Source organism: Gardnerella sp. c10Ua_244, from assembly GCF_055818055.1.
Genome location: NZ_JARFVS010000001.1, coordinates 249,000 through 266,612 on the forward strand (window position 1 = coordinate 249,000; position 17,613 = coordinate 266,612).

The 17,613-nt window shown below is 47.7% G+C and carries 27 protein-coding genes; all 27 read right to left on the minus strand.

Annotation, left to right across the window (positions count from 1 at the left end; all coding sequences use genetic code 11):
* Nucleotides 1–2 precede the first annotated feature (2 nt).
* On the minus strand, nt 3–185 hold the full coding sequence (gene rpmD / locus P0108_RS01055) for a 50S ribosomal protein L30 (protein WP_004105491.1): 183 nt from the start codon (nt 183–185) through the stop codon (nt 3–5).
* Entirely contained in the window at nt 185–913 is a 729-nt protein-coding gene (gene rpsE / locus P0108_RS01060; RefSeq protein WP_004574087.1) for a 30S ribosomal protein S5, read from the minus strand. Before rpsE ends, rpmD begins: the two co-directional genes overlap by 1 nt.
* A complete protein-coding gene (gene rplR / locus P0108_RS01065; RefSeq protein ID WP_004109670.1) occupies nt 910–1,281 on the minus strand; it encodes a 50S ribosomal protein L18 in 372 nt (123 codons plus the stop codon). The genes rpsE and rplR overlap by 4 nt, the downstream gene beginning before the upstream one ends.
* Before the next feature lies 1 nt (nt 1,282).
* Nucleotides 1,283–1,822, minus strand: a complete 540-nt coding sequence (gene rplF / locus P0108_RS01070) for a 50S ribosomal protein L6 (RefSeq protein WP_119504592.1) — start codon at nt 1,820–1,822, stop codon at nt 1,283–1,285.
* Between the two features lie 16 nt (nt 1,823–1,838).
* Nucleotides 1,839–2,237, minus strand: coding sequence for a 30S ribosomal protein S8 (gene rpsH / locus P0108_RS01075; RefSeq protein ID WP_004105495.1), 399 nt, complete (start codon nt 2,235–2,237; stop codon nt 1,839–1,841).
* Nucleotides 2,238–2,323: 86 nt separating this feature from the next.
* Complete coding sequence (locus P0108_RS01080) at nt 2,324–2,509, minus strand: type Z 30S ribosomal protein S14 (RefSeq protein WP_003808046.1); 186 nt, start codon at nt 2,507–2,509, stop codon at nt 2,324–2,326.
* A 1-nt stretch (nt 2,510) separates the two neighbouring features.
* Entirely contained in the window at nt 2,511–3,083 is a 573-nt protein-coding gene (gene rplE, locus P0108_RS01085) for a 50S ribosomal protein L5 (protein WP_004109679.1), read from the minus strand.
* Nucleotides 3,080–3,415, minus strand: coding sequence for a 50S ribosomal protein L24 (gene rplX / locus P0108_RS01090; RefSeq protein ID WP_473730687.1), 336 nt, complete (start codon nt 3,413–3,415; stop codon nt 3,080–3,082). The genes rplE and rplX overlap by 4 nt, the downstream gene beginning before the upstream one ends.
* A gap of 1 nt (nt 3,416) precedes the next feature.
* Nucleotides 3,417–3,785, minus strand: coding sequence for a 50S ribosomal protein L14 (rplN, locus tag P0108_RS01095; protein ID WP_004574089.1), 369 nt, complete (start codon nt 3,783–3,785; stop codon nt 3,417–3,419).
* Between the two features lie 90 nt (nt 3,786–3,875).
* A complete protein-coding gene (gene rpsQ, locus P0108_RS01100) occupies nt 3,876–4,142 on the minus strand; it encodes a 30S ribosomal protein S17 (RefSeq protein WP_004114365.1) in 267 nt (88 codons plus the stop codon).
* Between the two features lie 2 nt (nt 4,143–4,144).
* A complete protein-coding gene (rpmC, locus tag P0108_RS01105) occupies nt 4,145–4,396 on the minus strand; it encodes a 50S ribosomal protein L29 (RefSeq protein ID WP_004105502.1) in 252 nt (83 codons plus the stop codon).
* The gene (gene rplP / locus P0108_RS01110; RefSeq protein WP_004109684.1) at nt 4,396–4,815 is read right to left on the minus strand and encodes a 50S ribosomal protein L16; all 420 of its coding nucleotides are present in this window, start codon (nt 4,813–4,815) and stop codon (nt 4,396–4,398) included. Before rplP ends, rpmC begins: the two co-directional genes overlap by 1 nt.
* Before the next feature lie 4 nt (nt 4,816–4,819).
* Entirely contained in the window at nt 4,820–5,638 is an 819-nt protein-coding gene (gene rpsC / locus P0108_RS01115) for a 30S ribosomal protein S3 (protein ID WP_004574090.1), read from the minus strand.
* Nucleotides 5,639–5,640: 2 nt separating this feature from the next.
* Nucleotides 5,641–6,000: a 50S ribosomal protein L22 gene (rplV, locus tag P0108_RS01120; RefSeq protein ID WP_004105510.1), complete on the minus strand. Its 360-nt coding sequence runs from the start codon at nt 5,998–6,000 to the stop codon at nt 5,641–5,643.
* Nucleotides 6,001–6,016: 16 nt separating this feature from the next.
* Nucleotides 6,017–6,295 (minus strand): 30S ribosomal protein S19, encoded by a 279-nt coding sequence (gene rpsS / locus P0108_RS01125; RefSeq protein ID WP_004114357.1) that lies wholly within the window; start codon nt 6,293–6,295, stop codon nt 6,017–6,019.
* Between the two features lie 15 nt (nt 6,296–6,310).
* On the minus strand, nt 6,311–7,141 hold the full coding sequence (rplB, locus tag P0108_RS01130; RefSeq protein WP_004574091.1) for a 50S ribosomal protein L2: 831 nt from the start codon (nt 7,139–7,141) through the stop codon (nt 6,311–6,313).
* Nucleotides 7,142–7,175: 34 nt separating this feature from the next.
* On the minus strand, nt 7,176–7,472 hold the full coding sequence (gene rplW / locus P0108_RS01135; RefSeq protein WP_004105515.1) for a 50S ribosomal protein L23: 297 nt from the start codon (nt 7,470–7,472) through the stop codon (nt 7,176–7,178).
* Nucleotides 7,473–7,477: 5 nt separating this feature from the next.
* Nucleotides 7,478–8,143 (minus strand): 50S ribosomal protein L4, encoded by a 666-nt coding sequence (gene rplD, locus P0108_RS01140; RefSeq protein ID WP_012913826.1) that lies wholly within the window; start codon nt 8,141–8,143, stop codon nt 7,478–7,480.
* Nucleotides 8,144–8,148: 5 nt separating this feature from the next.
* Nucleotides 8,149–8,799 carry a 50S ribosomal protein L3 gene (gene rplC / locus P0108_RS01145; protein ID WP_102703345.1) on the minus strand — a complete coding sequence of 217 codons (651 nt, stop codon included), beginning with the start codon at nt 8,797–8,799 and terminating at the stop codon, nt 8,149–8,151.
* A gap of 16 nt (nt 8,800–8,815) precedes the next feature.
* Nucleotides 8,816–9,124, minus strand: coding sequence for a 30S ribosomal protein S10 (gene rpsJ / locus P0108_RS01150; protein WP_003808013.1), 309 nt, complete (start codon nt 9,122–9,124; stop codon nt 8,816–8,818).
* Nucleotides 9,125–9,447: 323 nt separating this feature from the next.
* The gene (gene adhE / locus P0108_RS01155) at nt 9,448–12,153 is read right to left on the minus strand and encodes a bifunctional acetaldehyde-CoA/alcohol dehydrogenase (RefSeq protein ID WP_116773821.1); all 2,706 of its coding nucleotides are present in this window, start codon (nt 12,151–12,153) and stop codon (nt 9,448–9,450) included.
* A 356-nt stretch (nt 12,154–12,509) separates the two neighbouring features.
* Entirely contained in the window at nt 12,510–12,998 is a 489-nt protein-coding gene (gene rpsI / locus P0108_RS01160; RefSeq protein WP_473730688.1) for a 30S ribosomal protein S9, read from the minus strand.
* Nucleotides 12,999–13,015: 17 nt separating this feature from the next.
* Complete coding sequence (gene rplM, locus P0108_RS01165; protein WP_012913824.1) at nt 13,016–13,465, minus strand: 50S ribosomal protein L13; 450 nt, start codon at nt 13,463–13,465, stop codon at nt 13,016–13,018.
* Between the two features lie 260 nt (nt 13,466–13,725).
* Nucleotides 13,726–15,900: a 4-alpha-glucanotransferase gene (malQ, locus tag P0108_RS01170; protein ID WP_473730689.1), complete on the minus strand. Its 2,175-nt coding sequence runs from the start codon at nt 15,898–15,900 to the stop codon at nt 13,726–13,728.
* An 8-nt stretch (nt 15,901–15,908) separates the two neighbouring features.
* Nucleotides 15,909–16,535: a hypothetical protein gene (locus P0108_RS01175; RefSeq protein ID WP_004109701.1), complete on the minus strand. Its 627-nt coding sequence runs from the start codon at nt 16,533–16,535 to the stop codon at nt 15,909–15,911.
* A 10-nt stretch (nt 16,536–16,545) separates the two neighbouring features.
* A complete protein-coding gene (locus P0108_RS01180; RefSeq protein ID WP_116773824.1) occupies nt 16,546–17,214 on the minus strand; it encodes a YigZ family protein in 669 nt (222 codons plus the stop codon).
* Between the two features lie 16 nt (nt 17,215–17,230).
* Nucleotides 17,231–17,524 carry a metal-sensitive transcriptional regulator gene (locus P0108_RS01185; RefSeq protein WP_004109707.1) on the minus strand — a complete coding sequence of 98 codons (294 nt, stop codon included), beginning with the start codon at nt 17,522–17,524 and terminating at the stop codon, nt 17,231–17,233.
* Nucleotides 17,525–17,613 lie beyond the last annotated feature (89 nt).

The window sequence follows — 17,613 nt, forward strand, 5'->3', positions numbered from 1 at the left end:
AATCAGTCGACCTCCTCGACGCTCACCAAGTGGCGAACGGCCATAACCAAGCCACGATTGACGGGGGTGTCCTCGCGAACTACGCTGTGACCAATCTTATGAAGGCCGAGCGTATGAACATTCGCGCGCTGGCGCTCAGTTGTATGAACTAAACCATGCACCAGAGTGATCTTCAAATTTGACATCACTCACCATCCTTTGCTTCAGATGCCTTGGCGGCCTGAGCTTCTTCGCGAGCCTTGCGAGCTTCGGCAATGCCGGCAGCACGCTCACGGAGCAAAGCATCAGGAGCGACTTCCTCAAGAGAAAGACCACGACGAGCAGAAATCTCTTCTGGCTCTTCGAGCTTCTTCAAAGCGTCCACAGTAGCACGCACTACGTTTACAGCAGTTGCAGAGCCCATGGACTTGGTGAGGATGTCCGTAATGCCGGCGCATTCCATAACAGCGCGTACAGCACCACCAGCAATTACACCAGTACCTGGAGCAGCTGGACGGAGCAACACAGTACCAGCAGCATCGTGACCGAGCACTGGATGAGTGACGGTGCCACGAATGCGTGGAACAGTGAACATATGCTTCTTAGCGTCAAGCTGACCCTTAGCAATAGCAGCTGGAACTTCGCGAGACTTGCCGTAACCAACACCAACAGTGCCCTTACCGTCGCCAACAACAACAAGTGCTGCAAAGCTAAAGGTACGACCACCCTTGTGGGTCTTGGAAACACGGTTAATAGTAACTACGCGATCCAGAAGCTCTTCGCCACGGTTTTCTTCACGACGATTACGACGTTCGCCGCGTTTACCCTCGCCCTTGTTACGGCGAGAACGACGATCATCGTTACGCTCCTCAGCGGATGCCTGAGTGTTCTGAGTTTCTTCAGCCACTTGGGTTTCCTTTTCGTTGTCGCTCACAGTGCCAGACCTCCCTGACGGGCGCCTTCAGCCACTGCTGCGACGCGACCATGATATTTGTTACCGCCACGGTCGAAGACTACAGCGGTGATACCCGCTTCCTTCGCCTTAGCCGCTACTAATTCGCCAACCTTGGTTGCAGCTTCAGTCTTCGTGCCAGTGAAACCAGCGAAGTCAGCAGTCAAAGTGGAAGCACTTACCAAAGTAATTCCCTTGGTATCATCCACAATCTGAGCAACCATATGACGGTTAGAACGGGAAACAACTAAACGAGGACGTTCAGATGTGCCGGCAATGTGCTTACGAAGACGGGCGTGACGACGCAAACGTGCGACTTTGGTACCCTTACCGAAAATCTTAACGCTCATATCACTTACCAGCCTTTCCAGCCTTGCGCAGGATACGTTCATCGGTGTACTTAATACCCTTACCCTTGTAAGGTTCTGGAGCACGAAGCTTACGAATGTTAGCAGCAACCTGACCAACAGTCTGCTTATCGGTGCCCTTTACGATTACCTGGTTAGGATTTGGCAACTCGAACTCAATACCTGCCGGTGGTTGAACGGTAATAGTGTGAGAATAACCGAGCGAGAACTCAATGCCCTTGCCCTTCATCACTGCACGATAACCGGTACCGACAATATCCAAAGTCTTGGTGTAGCCTTCATGTACACCCTTCACCATAGAAGCAACAATTGCACGAGCCAAACCATGCTTTGCACGAGTTGGACGCAAATCGTCAACTGGAGTCAGAACAATCTGATTGTCAGCGACTGCTGCGGTGATTCCCTCTGGAATTTCATAAGAATCAGAACCCTTAGCGCCTTTGACGCTGAAGGACTGACCTTCAATCTTTACTTCCACGCCTGTAGGAATGTCGACGGGGAGCTTACCAATATGCGATGCCATCTTCAGCTCTCCTTTCTCACCATACGTAGGCGACGATTTCGCCGCCAATGCCTCGATCGAGACATTCCTTCTGAGTCAACAATCCCGAGCTGGTCGAGATAATAGCAATACCGAGGCCACCAAGAGGCATTGGCAAAGCATCAGACTTTGCGTAACGACGCAAGCCTGGCTTAGAAATGCGCTTGATGCCTTGGATAGAACGCTGGCCATTGGAGCCATACTTCAACGTAATTTCCAACGTCTGTCCAACCTTAGCTTCCTTAGCAGCGAAGTCCTTAATATAGCCTTCGTGCTTCAGAATCTCGGCGATATTCGCCTTGAATTTGGAGTACGGCATTTCCACGGTATCGTGCTTTGCCGCGCTCGCATTACGCAGACGTGTCAACATGTCTGCGATTGGATCTGTCATTGTCATGTGGGCTAACGCCCTTTCTCGCCGTGGTTTCCACCGCCTCTATATGAGAACTTTGTCTTCAAGCAGTGGACCTTCAGCGTCGATATTTACCAACTGGACTTCGTAACACCCGGCAACTCACCGCGATGAGCCTTCTCACGAAGGCAGATGCGGCACAGACCGAACTTGCGATACACGGAGTGAGGACGACCACAAACCTGGCAACGCGTATAAGCGCGTACCTTGAACTTCGGCTTGGCGGCCGCCTTGTTTTTCAGAGCGGTTTTTGCCATTTCAGTTCTCCTTGAATGGGAAACCGAGGTGCTTAAGCAAAGACTTGGCCTCCACATCGTCCTTGGTGGTAGTCACCACGGTGATGTCCATACCACGCTGATGATCAATCGAGTCAGGATCAATCTCATGGAACATAGACTGTTCCGTAAGACCAAAGTTGTAATTACCCTGACCGTCAAACTGGTTGCCATTGATACCACGGAAATCGCGGATACGAGGCAAAGCCAGAGTGAGCAAACGATCCAAGAATTCCCACATACGATCGCCACGAAGAGTTACGTAAGCACCGATAGCCTGACCTTCGCGCAAATGGAACTGAGCGACAGACTTCTTTGCCTTAGTTACCTTTGGCTTCTGGCCGGCAATCAAAGTGAGATCCTTAATCGCACCTTCAATGAGCTTAGAATCACGAGCTGCAGCGCCGACACCCATAGAGACGACAACCTTCTGCACGCGAGCCACCTGCATAGGATTAGTGTGGCCGAATTCTTTCTCCAAGGCTGGTACGATTTCATCCTTGTATTGTTGCTTTAAGCGCGGAGTTGCCGGCAACTCAACTGTAGTATCGGTCATGCCAGCTCCTTTCCGGACTTCTTGGCGACACGCACGCGCACGGTCTTAACCTTGCCGTCACGAGCCTCTTGCTTAACAATCACGCCAACGCGTGTAGGCTGCTTGGTCTCTGGATCAATAACCATCACATTAGAGCGATGGATTGGAGCCTCAACCGAAACAATGCCCGCCTGCTGACCCTGCTGGGTGGCGCGAACGTGCTTCTTAACGATCTGAACGCCTTCTACAATCAAACGGTCATCGGCTAGTACACGAACTACTTTGCCTTCCTTACCGCAATCCTTGCCGCGAATGACCTTCACCTGGTCGCCGGACTTAATCTTGGCTACCATATCAGATCACCTCCGGAGCAAGGGACACAATCTTCATGAAGCGCTGATCACGCAATTCACGACCGACTGGTCCGAAGATACGAGTGCCTTTTGGTTCACGACCGGAGCCGAGAATTACGGCGGCGTTCTCATCGAACTTAATATAGGAACCATCGACACGGCGATGTTCCTTGACAGTACGGACGACGACAGCCTTAACTACGTCGCCTTTCTTGACCGACCCGCCAGGGATCGCGTCCTTGACGGAGGCGACGATGATGTCGCCGATGCCGGCATAGCGTCGCTTCGATCCACCGAGCACGCGGATGGCAAGTAACTCCTTAGCACCCGTGTTGTCGGCGACATGAAGCCGCGTTTCCTGCTGAATCATTGATTCTCCTTAGCCGAGCTGGTTCTCCCCACTCACCTGTGTCTACACATTAGCAGACACAGGTGAAGCGCGGAGCCTTGCCGAACTTGTTTACTTGGCGCGCTCGATAATCGAGTCGAGACGCCAACGCTTGGTCTTGCTCAGTGGCCGAGTTTCCATAATACTCACGAGGTCGCCAATATGTGCCTCATTGTGTTCATCATGGGCTTTGACCTTGCGGGTGGAGCGAACGACTTTACCGTAAAGCGGGTGTGTCGAACGCTGCTCCAGCTCAACGGCGATTGTCTTGTCCATGGCCTCGGACACGACGTAGCCGCGACGAACCTTGCGGAAGTTGCGCTCTTGGTTCTCAGCCATGCTTACTTCTCCTTGACCTCAGTGGCGCCAGGCTCTTGGCTGATGCCGAGTTCACGCTCACGCAGGATAGTATACATCCTGGCAATGTCGTGCTTGACCGCCTTGAGGCGAGCGCTGTTTTCGAGTTGACCAGTTGCTGCCTGGAAGCGCAAGTTAAATAGCTCTTCCTTAGACTTCTTCAAGAAGCCTTCGATCTCAGCATTTGTCTTCTCGTTCAAATTCTTGATGGTGTAGTCTGCAGTTCCGACTGGCATCAGATGTCACCGCCTTCACGCGCAATAACACGGCATTTCATTGGGAGCTTATCGATAGCACGGCGCAAAGCCTCGCGAGCGATGTCCTCAGAAACACCACCGATCTCGAACATTACGCGTCCTGGGTGGATGTTGGCAATCCAGAATTCTGGAGCACCCTTACCGGAACCCATTCGCGCACCAAGCGGGTGCTTGGTTAATGGACGATCTGGGAAGATCGTAATCCACACACGACCGCCACGCTTAATGTAGCGAGTCATTGCGATACGAGCTGCCTCGATCTGTCGGTTAGTGATGTAAGCCGGAGCCAGCGCCTGAATACCAAAATCGCCGAAAGCGATCTCGGTGCCACCCTTAGACATGCCGCTACGGGTAGGACGGTGCTGCTTACGATATTTAGTCCTCTTTGGGATAAGCATCTGCTCACTCCTTCGTTTCCGTTGCGGCAGGAGCTTCAGCAGCTGCAGCTTCAGCTGGCTTTTCAGCCTGTGCTTCAGCAGCCTTCTGCTGGTTAGCAGGACGTGCGCCACGACGTGGACGACGATCGCCACCACGACGACCTTCACGCTTACCCTGCTGAGCCTGCTGCTCTTCGAACTCACGCTCGGTCATATCACCCTTGTAGATCCAGACCTTTACGCCGATACGACCGTATGTGGTCTTAGCTTCAAAGAAGCCGTAATCAATCAAGGCACGAAGAGTCTGCAGTGGAACGCGACCCTCGCGATAGAACTCAGAGCGGCTCATTTCGGCGCCACCAAGGCGACCGGAGAGCTTGATACGGATACCCTTGGCACCTGCACGCATTGCATCTTGCTGTGCCTTACGCATAGCACGACGGAATGTAACACGGTTTGTCAACTGCTCCGCAATTCCCTGAGCAACCAACTGAGCGTCAAGTGCAGCGTTCTTCACTTCGAAGATGTTGAGCTGTACTTGCTTGCCTGTGAGCTTCTCGAGCTTTGCGCGAACGCGCTCAGCTTCAGCGCCACGACGACCGATGATAATACCCGGACGAGCAGTGTGAATATCTACACGAACGCGATCACGAGTGCGCTCGATAACGATACGAGATACGCCAGCACGCTCGAGGTCATGGCTCATTTCCTTGCGAATCTTGTCATCCTCAAGGACGAAGTCACGATAACGCTCGCCAGCTTTGTTGGAGTCAGAGAACCACTTAGAGCGATGATTCTCGGTGATGCCCAGGCGATAGCCGAAAGGATTGATCTTCTGACCCATCTTTAGCGGGCTCCTTCCTTAAGCGAGACGATAACAGTGATATGGCTTGTGCGCTTGTTAATGCGCGCAGCGCGACCCTGTGCACGAGCACGGAAACGCTTAAGCGTTACACCCTCGTCCACATAGGTTTCCTTGATGACCAAGTCCTGCTCACGGAATGGTTCACCGGCTTTTTCAGCCTTAACGCGAGCGTTAGCAATCGCGCTTTCAAGAACCTTACGCACCGGCAATGATGCGTCCTGAGGAGCAAACTTCAAAATGGTAATAGCTTCGCTTGCACGCTTGCCTCGGATGAGGTCGACCATGCGGCGAGCCTTGCGCGGCGTCACGCGAACGTGACGAGCGATTGCTTTAGCTTCCATGTGTCCTAACTCTCCTTTAGCGGCGTGCCTTTTTGTCGTCCTTCACATGACCCTTAAAGGTCTTGGTCGGGGCGAACTCACCGAGCTTATGACCAACCATGGCTTCGGTAACGAATACCGGCACATGCTTGCGGCCATCATGTACGGCAAAGGTGTGTCCAATGAAATCAGGAGTGATCATCGAACGACGCGACCAAGTCTTAATGACATTGTGCGTACCCTTGTCGTTTTGCTCGTCGACTTTCTTCTGCAAGTGGGCGTCGACGAAAGGGCCCTTCTTGATGCTACGAGTCATCTATTCGACACTCCCTTACTTGCGGTTCTTACCATTCGGGCGACGACGAACAATCATCTTGTTCGAAGCCTTCTTTGGACGACGTGTACGAACCTCGCCCTTGCCCCATGGAGAAACTGGTGGCTTACCACCACGGGTGCGACCACCATGTGGATGGTCCACAGGGTTCATGGATTCGCCTCGGGTGATTGGTCTACGACCAAGCCAACGTGCACGACCTGCCTTACCAAGCTCGATATTGGCGTGATCGGAGTTACCTACTTCGCCAACAGTAGCGCGGCAACGAGCGTCCACGTTACGAATTTCGCCAGATGGCATACGCAACTGCGCATAAGCACCATCCTTAGCGACGAGCTGAACAGCAGCACCAGCGGAACGAGCAATCTTCGCACCACCAAGTGGACGAAGCTCAATTGCGTGAACCACGGTACCAGTTGGGATATTCTTCAGAGGCAGGTTGTTGCCTGGCTTAATATCAGCCTGAGCGCCGGTCTCAATAACATCACCCTGGGCAACGCCTTCAGGAGCGATAATGTAACGCTTCTCACCGTCTGCGTAATGCAACAAAGCGATGCGAGCGGAACGGTTAGGGTCATACTCAATATGAGCGACCTTTGCTGGCACGCCATCCTTGTCCCAACGCTTGAAGTCGATGAGACGATACTGACGCTTGTGACCACCGCCGCGATGGCGAGAAGTCATGCGGCCGTAAGAGTTACGACCACCAGTCTTGCTGAGTTTGCGTACCAGCGACTTTTCAGGCGTAGAACGCGTGATCTCGGCAAAATCCGAAACCGAAGCGTTGCGACGGCCTGCAGTCGTCGGCTTATAAACGCGGATAGCCATAATATAGTATTCCTTTACTTTTCTCGGCTAGCCTTCAGTTACCAAAGATGTCAATCGTTTGACCTTCAGCCACGGTGACAATAGCACGCTTCTGGTTCACACGACGGCCGAAACCGGTGCGAGAGCGCTTCAACTTGCCAGCGCGGTTCAAAGTGTTAACGTTTGTCACCTTGACCTTGAAGATTTCTTCGATAGCCTGCTTGATCTGAACCTTGTTAGCATCTGGAGCCACTACGAAAGTGTACTGACCACGATCAGAAGCTGCGTAACTTTTTTCAGAAACAACTGGCTTAAGAATTACGTCATGTGCTGGGTTATGGACTGCGACCATTTAAATCAGGCCTCCTTAACGACAGGCTCGGTCTTAGCAGCAACGAAGGCTTCGAAGCCTTCCTTGGAGAAGACGACGTACTGAGCTGTAACAACATCGTAAGTGTTGAGCTGATCAGCGAAGATCACGTGAACAGTTGGAATGTTGCGTACAGACATCCACTCATTGATGTTCTCACGAGAAAGAACAACAGTAGTGAATTGGTTATTGGTCACAGGAGTAAGTGCTGCAACAGCTGTCTTGGTGGATGGAACATCCTTAATACCAAAGTCAACTACAGCAATACGTCCAGCATTTGCACGATCCGAAAGAACGTAGCGAAGAGCAGCTGCCTTCATCTTCTTCGGGGTGCGCTGATCGTACTTACGAGGAACTGGACCGTGAACAACGCCACCATGCACCCACTGAGGAGCACGAATGGAACCCTGGCGAGCACGACCGGTGCCCTTCTGCTTCCATGGCTTCTTACCGCCGCCGGAAACATTAGCACGATTCTTCACAGCATGGGTGCCCTGACGAGCAGCAGCAAGCTGAGCGATTACGACCTGATGAACCAGTGGACCGTGAGCTAAAACGTCTTCGTTGGAGATGCCGAAAATTTCAGCAGGAGCTTCAACGGTTCCGTTTGCATTGCCCTTAGTATCAGTGACGTTCAGAGTTACGTTTGCCATAATTATCAGGCTCCCTTCACTGCCGAACGGACGAGAACGATTGCGCCCTTAGGACCTGGAACAGCGCCCTTAATAGCGAGAATGCCGTTCTCGACATCCGAAGAAACGATGGTGAGGTTAAGCGCGGTGGAAGTCACATGACCCATGCGACCAGCCATACGCTTGCCCTTCAAAATGCGGCTTGGAGTTGCGCAAGCGCCCACAGAACCTGGGCGACGTTCGTTCTTGTGCGAGCCGTGAGTACGACGATAGGACTTGAAGCCCCAACGCTTGATAGTGCCAGCAAAACCCTTACCCCTGGTAGTGCCAGTGACATCTACTTCAGAACCCTCAGCGAACAATTCAGCAGTCAATTCCTGACCTGGCTGATAATCTGCCGCGTTCTCGGTGCGCACCTCAGCGAGGTGACGACGAGGAGTTACACCAGCCTTTGCAAAATGACCAGCCAATGGCTTAGTCACCTTGGTAGGATCAATCTGGCCGTAACCGAGCTGTACTGCGCAATAACCGTCAGACTCTACAGTCTTTACAGCGGTAACTACGTTAGTAGCAACTTCAACCAGAGTTACGGGGACGAAGAAGCCGTTTTCATCCCAAACCTGCGACATACCCAGCTTGCGGCCGAGCAATGCAGTGCGATTCTTATTCTGCGACATTACTTTCTCCCCCTTCCTACAGCTTGATCTCGATGTTTACATCCGCAGGCAGGTCAATGTGCATCAAAGAATCCACAGCCTTTGGCGTTGGATCTACGATGTCAATGAGGCGCTTATGAGTGCGCATCTCGAAATGCTCGCGAGAATCCTTGTATTTATGAGGAGAACGGATAACAACAAACACGTTCTTCTCGGTCGGCAGAGGAACCGGACCCACTACTGTGGCGCCCGCGTTCGTCACCGTCTCGACGATTTTCTTCGCCGATTGGTCGATGACCTCATGGTCATAGGACTTAAGCCTGATGCGGATTTTCTGTCCCGCCATTGCCGTCCGCCCTTTCTAGCGATTCGTTTACTGTTTACCAACCTGAATTCAAGGGCACCGGCGAGAATAAACCCCTAGGGTAATTCCACATCAGTGCGCGGCATCAAAAACCTATTCATACAAAAAGATTTCGATTCAAAGTTTTTGCTTCCGCGCTCGCTTTTTTTAATTACAATATGCGAGCCTTAAAACAGGCAACTAAGTAATTAAACCATCAACCTTCGATTATTAAAAACCGGGCGTGTCGGCTATTTTCCAACAAAAAATGGCAGAAACTACAATTAGTTGAGCTTCTGCCATTATTTAACTAGATATGCAAATAATTACGCCGCTTCACGCTCCAAGCGCATGCGATGGCCTTCTTCTTGAGAAACACCATAATATGCAGCAATAGCAATATCCTTCATATCTTCAATTTGCGGAATGCGAGGATTTGCAGGCGCACACTGATCTTCATAAGCACGCATGCCAATATTGTCAAGTATCGACCAGTAGTACTCTTCGTCTACGCCACAAGCCTTGAACGAAGCGTCCATGCCAAGCTTTTCATTTCGATACTCTTCAACAGCACGAGCAAGATTTTCAACGCCTTCTTCAGGAGTTTTACCAGGATCTACACCAAGATTCTTAGCGATCTCCTGATACCTCTCAAGAGCAATATAGCGGTTGTACTTTGGCCAGCTAGTTGGCTCTTGCGGAATTTGACCGTTATAGCGAATAACGTAAGGCAGCAAAATTGCGTTCGTATGACCGTGTACAACGTGGCACAAAGCACCAATAGTATGAGCCATAGCGTGGCACATTCCTAAGAATGCAGAACCAAACGCCATTCCAGCCATAGTAGCTGCATTATGCATTTTTTCTTTTGCTTCAATCTTGCGCTGAGAATCTTCACAATTCACAGAATCGTTGAGATTTTCCCAAATAAGTTTCGAAGCGTGCAAAGCCATAGCATCCGTAAAATCATTTGCGTAAACAGAAACATAAGCTTCCATAGCATGAGTTAAAGCATCAAAACCAGAATCGCACGCCAATCGACGCGGCTGAGTACGAGCCAAAACAGGATCGACTATTGCGACCGTTGGAGTCAAAGCGTAATCCGTAATAGGATACTTGTATCCAGTCTTGTGATCTGTAATAACAGCGTAAGGCGTAACTTCAGAACCAGTTCCGGAAGAAGTTGGTATGCAAATAAGCTTAGCTTTGCTACCAAGAGGCGGAATCTTAAATGCGCGCTTACGAATATCGAAGAACTTTTCTCGCAAATCAGCGAAAGAAATCTCCGGATGCTCGTACATAAGCCACATAATCTTAGAAGCATCCATTGGAGAACCGCCACCAACAGCAATAATTGTGTCTGGCTGGAATTCGTCACGCATCATTGCTGCGCCACGCTCAACTGTTTCAACGCTTGGCTCAGGCTCAACATAATCAATAATACGGAAGCTAACGCGATTATCTCGAGCACGAAGCTGATCAACAATCTTATCGACTACGCCAAGCTGCTCCATAACTTTATCGCACACAATAACTGCGCGCTCAACGCCATACATATCCCTCAAATAACGAATAGCATTCGGCTCAAAATAAGTTTTAGCCGGAATCTTGAACCATTGCATATTATTATTCCTTCGTGCAATACGCTTAATGTTAAGAAGATTTATAGCTTGTACGTTGCCAGAAACGGAATTTCCACCATAAGATCCGCATCCAAGAGTAAGCGAAGGAGCAATCGCGTTGTAAATGTCTCCAACGCCACCAAGAGATCCAGGAGAATTCCAAACAATTCTGCAAGCATGCATACGAACACCATATTCGCGCACAAGATCTTGATTATTTGTGTGAATTACAGCAGTGTGACCAGCTCCATGCACAAGCATCTGTTCACACATCTTGAAGCCTTGTTCCTTATTTTCTGCGCGAAGCATTGCGTGTACAGGAGCGAGCTTTTCCATAGTAAGCGGCTCCATTTCGCCAACTTCTTTGCACTCTGCAACCAAAATCACAGCATCTTCTGGAATTTCAAATCCAGCTTCGTGCGCAATATATTGCGGAGACTTACCAGGAACAACAGAATTAAGTTTTGGCGTATTTCCAGAATATGCAGTGCATCCAAACATATATTGTTCAAGCTTAGCTTTTTCGTCAGCGTTAACAAAATATGCTTTCCTGCGCTTCAATTCGCGAAGCAATGGCTCATATACATCCTTATGCGCAATAATTGCTTGCTCTGTTGCACAAATCATTCCGTAATCAAAATGCTTTGAAAGAATCAAATCGTTTGCAGCACGCACAATATCAACATCACTATCGACATATGCAGGAGCATTTCCAGCACCAACACCAAGAGCAGGTTTTCCTGAAGAATACGCCGCCTTAACCATTCCAGGACCGCCTGTTGCAAGAATAGTTGCGATCTTTGGATGTTTCATCAATGCACCAGTAGCTTCAATTGAAGGATGCTCAATCCACTGAATGCAATCTTTTGGCGCGCCTGCAGCCACAGCAGCATCACGAACAATTCGAGCTGCTTCAGAAGAGCACTTTTGCGCGAAAGGATGGAATCCAAAAATAATTGGGCAACGAGTCTTAAGTGCAATAAGCGACTTAAAAATAGCTGTAGAAGTTGGGTTTGTAACTGGAGTGACGCCTGCAACAATACCAACCGGTTCAGCTATTTCGTCAATTCCGAGAACATCGTCCTCGCGAATAATACCAACTGTTTTTTGACCTGCTAGATAATGCGTAATATGTTCGCATGCAAAGATATTTTTTGTAGCTTTATCTTCTACTAAACCACGACCTGTTTCATCAACAGCCATCTTTGCAAGAACCAAATGTTTATTCAACGCTGCCACTGAAGCTTTAGCAACAATATGATCAATTTGCTGCTGATTAAGCTTCTCAAACTCATTCAAAGCGACAGTTGCTTTTTCAACAAGTTTATCAACTTCATTTTGAGCAGCTAACGCAATGTCATCAGCACTAGCAGTTTTGCCAGTTTCGGCTTGGTGTTGTGCCTCAACCATGAGTATCCTCCTCGATAGTTCCACCAGCGGTATCAATAGACTTATGAGCAGACTAATTTAGTATTCACCGCTAAATATGTGATACAAGTCACAATTTAGTCTCTTTGCTGTACTTTCGCATCTTTGAAGCGAGTTGCGCTATTTATGAGCGAGCTTTATCCTCTATTGTTCGTTATTTGTTCTTTTTTGTAATGATTTATGTTCGATTAATAGATAAATTTTTCTAGAATGTCAATTTTGACAGATAATTACACACTATTTATAACATTTACTCAACAAATTTAATAAATAATAAAAAATACAAAAATGGCTCCCAGCAAAACCAGGAGCCATTTGTAAATATAAATTCGCGAAACTTAACGCTTCGAGAACTGAGGTGCACGACGTGCCTTGTGCAAACCAGCCTTCTTGCGTTCCACAACGCGAGCGTCACGAGTCAAGAAGCCAGCCTTCTTCAAAGCAACACGGTTTGCATCGCAATCGATAGCATTCAATGCACGAGCAACACCCAAACGAATAGCACCAGCTTGACCAGTGGTACCACCACCGTCAACGAGGACTACAACATCAAACTTGCCTTCAAGCTTGAGCAACACGATTGGTGAATTCACTTCGCGTTGCAACAAACGAGATGGGAAGTACTCCTCCAAAGTGCGACCATTGATAGTCCACTTACCGGAGCCAGGAACCAAACGCACGCGAGCAACAGCTTCCTTACGACGACCAGTGCCGTAGCCTGGCTCGATGGCGGAAGTACCAGTGCCTGCACCAGCATTGGTTTCAGTGGTGTAGCTAGTCAGTTCTTCTTCGTTCTCAAGAACCGCGGAGTTGTTATTTTCTGCCATATCTATTCTCCTTGATCTCACTTAGCCTGCTGAGAGACCTGAGCGATCTCGAAGACCTGTGGCTTCTGCGAAGTGTGCGGATGCTCAGCTCCGGTGAACACACGAAGACGGTCAAGCTGCACCTTAGCAAGACGATTCTTTGGAAGCATACCCTTAACGGCAGCCATGATAATACGCTTTGGATTCCTTTCCAAAAGCTCTGCATAGCTATCACGACGAAGGCCGCCCGGACGACCAGAGTGGGAATACAGTTCCTTGCTCAACTTGTTGCCAGTCAAAGCAATCTTTTCAGCGTTAATAATAATAACGTGATTGCCAGAATCAGCATGAGGAGCAAACGTTGGCTTATTCTTACCACGCAGCAAGATTGCTACCTGAGAGGCCAAACGACCAAGTACCACGTCAGTGGCATCGATGATGTACCAGTCATGAGTTAAATCTGCTGGTTTCGGTGTGAAAGTCTTCACAATCGTACCTTTTCTCTATTGTGTTTCGAGCGTATATCTTCTTGGTTTATAGAAAATATTTTACTCATAATCCGTGGGCTCCCTGAAAGTCCTCGATGGCGAGTGGGAAAAGCGCTTTGAAGGACCCCTTAGGGAAACACAACAATCTGCAAGTATATCGCCAAGTGGCGACTACTTGCAAATGTATATTTTATATAAGGCTGAGACGAATACAAAACAAATTGCTAAACAAATTGTCAAACAAAATAAATCACAAAATGTTATGCATTCATAATCGCAGAAAGCGACTGCACTCGAGGCAAATCAAACATATTATCCAAGGACACAGGATTGCCTTCACCATCAGCTAATGGAATACGCCAATTCGGATACTCGTCATTCGTTCCAGGCTGATTTTGCACACGACACTCTCCAACTGCATCGACCAAAGAAGCAGCCAACAATTTGGAAGGAGCAGCCTTCAAAGCGCGGTACAATGCTTCAACAATCTCCTGAGTATGAGCATCCTCATCCTCAAGCAACTGAGCATCCAAATAACCACCTTTGACCAACATTCGCATCATAGCGCGATGCTCTGCCTCAGCTCCAGCGCGGAATTCTTCAACAGAACCAGTAAGCAAGTGCAAACGCTCACGAATATTAACTTGCTCATAGCGCAAATAACCGGCAGCAGGAGGCAAATCATGCGTATTTACAGATGCAAGCGTCATTTCGCGCCACTTGTCTGGAGTACGGAATTCGCCGTCACGCTCTTCGAACCATTCAACCGTGCAACCAAGCACAGCCTTCTTGCGCAACACTTCCAAAGCATTTGCAGGCAAAACACCCAAATCTTCGCCAACAACTACACCGTGAGCACGAGCGGCTTCAATTGCCAAAATGCCAAGCATAATATCAGCATCGTAGTAAACATAAGCACCGCCACTTGGAGCTGAACCTTCTGGAATCCACCATAAGCGGAAAAGTCCAAGAATATGGTCAATGCGAACAGCACCTGCTGAAGCAAACATTCCATGAACCATATCTCGGTATGTTTTAAAACCAGTCCGCTCAAGCTCAAATGGGTGCAAAGGTGGCTGAGACCAATCTTGACCTTGCTGATTGAAGTAATCAGGTGGAGCGCCAACAGTAGCTCCGTTAGCAAATCTCTCCGGATTCCACCAAACTTCAGATCCTGCAGGATGCACGCCAACAGCCATATCAGACATGATGCCGATTTTCATACCAGCTTTACGTGCAGCAACTTGAGCATCATGCAATTGCGTAAAAGCAACCCACTCAAGCCAACGATAAAACTCAAGAGTATCTGGGAAACGATTAGCTAATTCGCGAACTTGATCAGAATCCTTAGTAAGAGTTTTCTCCCAGCAATCGTCACCCTTTGGAGCACCCCACTTGTCGTAGCACAAGCACCAAGTGGCATAAGATTCAAGCCTGTCACCCATCTCATGCTTAAACTCATTAAAAATGCGAGCGCGATCTTCAGACATACCAGCCTTGAAAATCAGCCACAATGCACGCATTTTTACACGCCACATGGAATCACGGTCTATTATTTGCGCGTCATTGTTAAGCGGCTCAACCTGTCCATGAAGCTTTTCAATTTCTTTGCGAGTTTTATCGTTTAACGTTTCGTACTCAGGAATACTTTCTGGGCGAATATACGTTACGTTTACCATTCCTCGAGCAACCGGCAGGTATGGGGATGGAGTAAGCGGAGTTATAGGCTCACCTGCATGCATTGGGTTTATTAACACAAAGTCAGCGCCAGTTTTTTGCTTAGCTTCAGTAAGAAGAGTCGCCAAATCAGCAAAATCACCAACACCCCAAGACTTTGAAGAACGGATTGAGTAAAGTTGTGCCATCCATCCCCAAAGCTGTTCTCCATTGGGCTCTAAGGAATTCAGCGTATCAATGCTTTCTGGAGCACTAATAAGTGTTGCTTCTTCTTGTCTCTCACCAACTGTCACACGCAATGTGTGATAACCCATTGGCACATCTTCAGGAATTTTTATAAGAGATGTTGCAACAAATTTTCCATTTACAGGGTATGCAACATCATTTTCGTTAGGAACAATAGTTAAATCGCCTTTATATTGTTCACCATTTTCCAATGTCAATGTTGCAACTGGGTATTCTAATATTCCCGTATTAACTGTAACTTCATCACATTTGCCAACAGTGTGCAAAATAGTTGGCGCAATAATGCGTCCGTGTCGATACGCTAAAACGTCGTTTGTAGATCTTTCTATTGTCTCATTTGTGGAAGCGTCTACGCCTAATGCGCTTAAGACAGAAACTAATACGTTATCTTGAATCTCGTGTTTTTGATTATCCGAACCAATAAAACTCACGCCAACGCCCATTAATTCAGCAAGACGGTGTAATGGCTTCATTGCTACTTCTTCATCTGTTGTATTATCCATACGCTCCATTATTCGCGTTAGCAACGACTGCGCGCCGCTGATGATACATCTTCAGATTTATCGTTGCATAGTTCTTGCAGCACATTTTGTGGAACACCAGGATTTAGCGCAACAGCTCTTCGTACCATGGAAGCTAATACAATTGGAGCGTTTTCTTCTGCACTAACACCAAGAGAGGCGAGATATTTCAATGTTTCAGCACTTATGCCATCCGATTGCGCACCCTCTAAACGCATTTTCCAAGAAGCTTTTGGATTGCATAATGCAGCATTTCGAACTGCGTTACATGAATCTTTAGTAAGTCTTCCAACTAACCAATTTTTAGCATTTTTATTTTCAGCAACAGCCAAACGTACTTTATCAGCAGAATCTTCAGAAAGTTTCACTAATATGTTTGGGAAAGGCATTTCTGTAGCTAAATAAATACGGTCTTCTTCTGGAGTATTGATATTACCTGCAACTGCTTCAAGCAAGGAGGTGGCTCTAGAAAATGCCGCTTGGTCTGATCGATCCGGTAATTCTCTCCTAGCAAATTCATGAAGCTCAGCTGAATCTTCGCTATGTCGTAAATGCTCATATACAGCAGTTAAAGGTTCATAAGATGAATCATCAATAGTGTTTGTTTTTTCATTAGTCTTTTCCATGAAATCACCTTTAACGCTTAGTATCTATCAGCTTATTACTTAGAGTACCATCTGCTTTCGGCACAACGCTTCCAGAAAAAGTATTCTGAACCATATCAAGAAATTCTTGTGATTTTAAAGTTGGAATAGCAATATTAAGAGAAATTTCAGCACCATAAATTTCGTTGTCAATTATGCCTTCCATTTGGCTTACAATATGCTGCAACATTCGCAATTGTTGATATTGCAACTTGCAAGTAAAACGAGTGCACGTAATAATATCAACTATTTGCGCAGATTCTACTGCCATACTTGCTGCACGCGCATAAGCTCTGGTTAGACCACCAGCTCCAAGCAAAATACCACCAAAATATCGCGTTACTGTTACTACACAATCTGTTAAATTTGACGATCTGAGTACATCTAATATTGGTTTTCCTGCTGTTCCAGTTGGCTCACCATCGTCACTCATGCGCTCATGCAATTGAGCTTTCGACGAGCCACAAATTGCAGCATAAGCAACATGACGAGCTTTAGGATTCTTAAAACGCACTGATTGCATAAATTCCACAGCATCGTCAAGATTATCAATATGACAAATACATCCAATAAACTCTGATTTTTTCTCTACGAAAGAAGCCTCGAAAGGCTGCGATTGCAATTGACGAACAGTGTGCAGAATATTATGCGAATTAGTCACTAGATACTACCCAATACTACGCTTTTTCGTAACGCAATAACCTGTCAATGATACCAGAAATATCTTCCATTGCTGCATCGGCACCTTCTTCGGTACCAATTTTTACAGATTCATGTATTTCTTTATTGACATGTTCCCTTGCCACTATCACTGCTAAAGAATGTAAAGCAGCAGTTGCAGCGGAAAGCTGCATAAGAACATCTTGACACTTCGCATCGTTTTCAATCATAGTATTGACTGCTGCAAGCTGACCTTGTACTCGATGCATGCGTACTATCAGTTTTTCTTTATCAATATCATAATTTTTCATCGTTACTCCGATTTATCAATTACACAACCACATAAAGGTTATAACATCATATATAAATTAATACAATAAATCGTTGTATCTATATTATG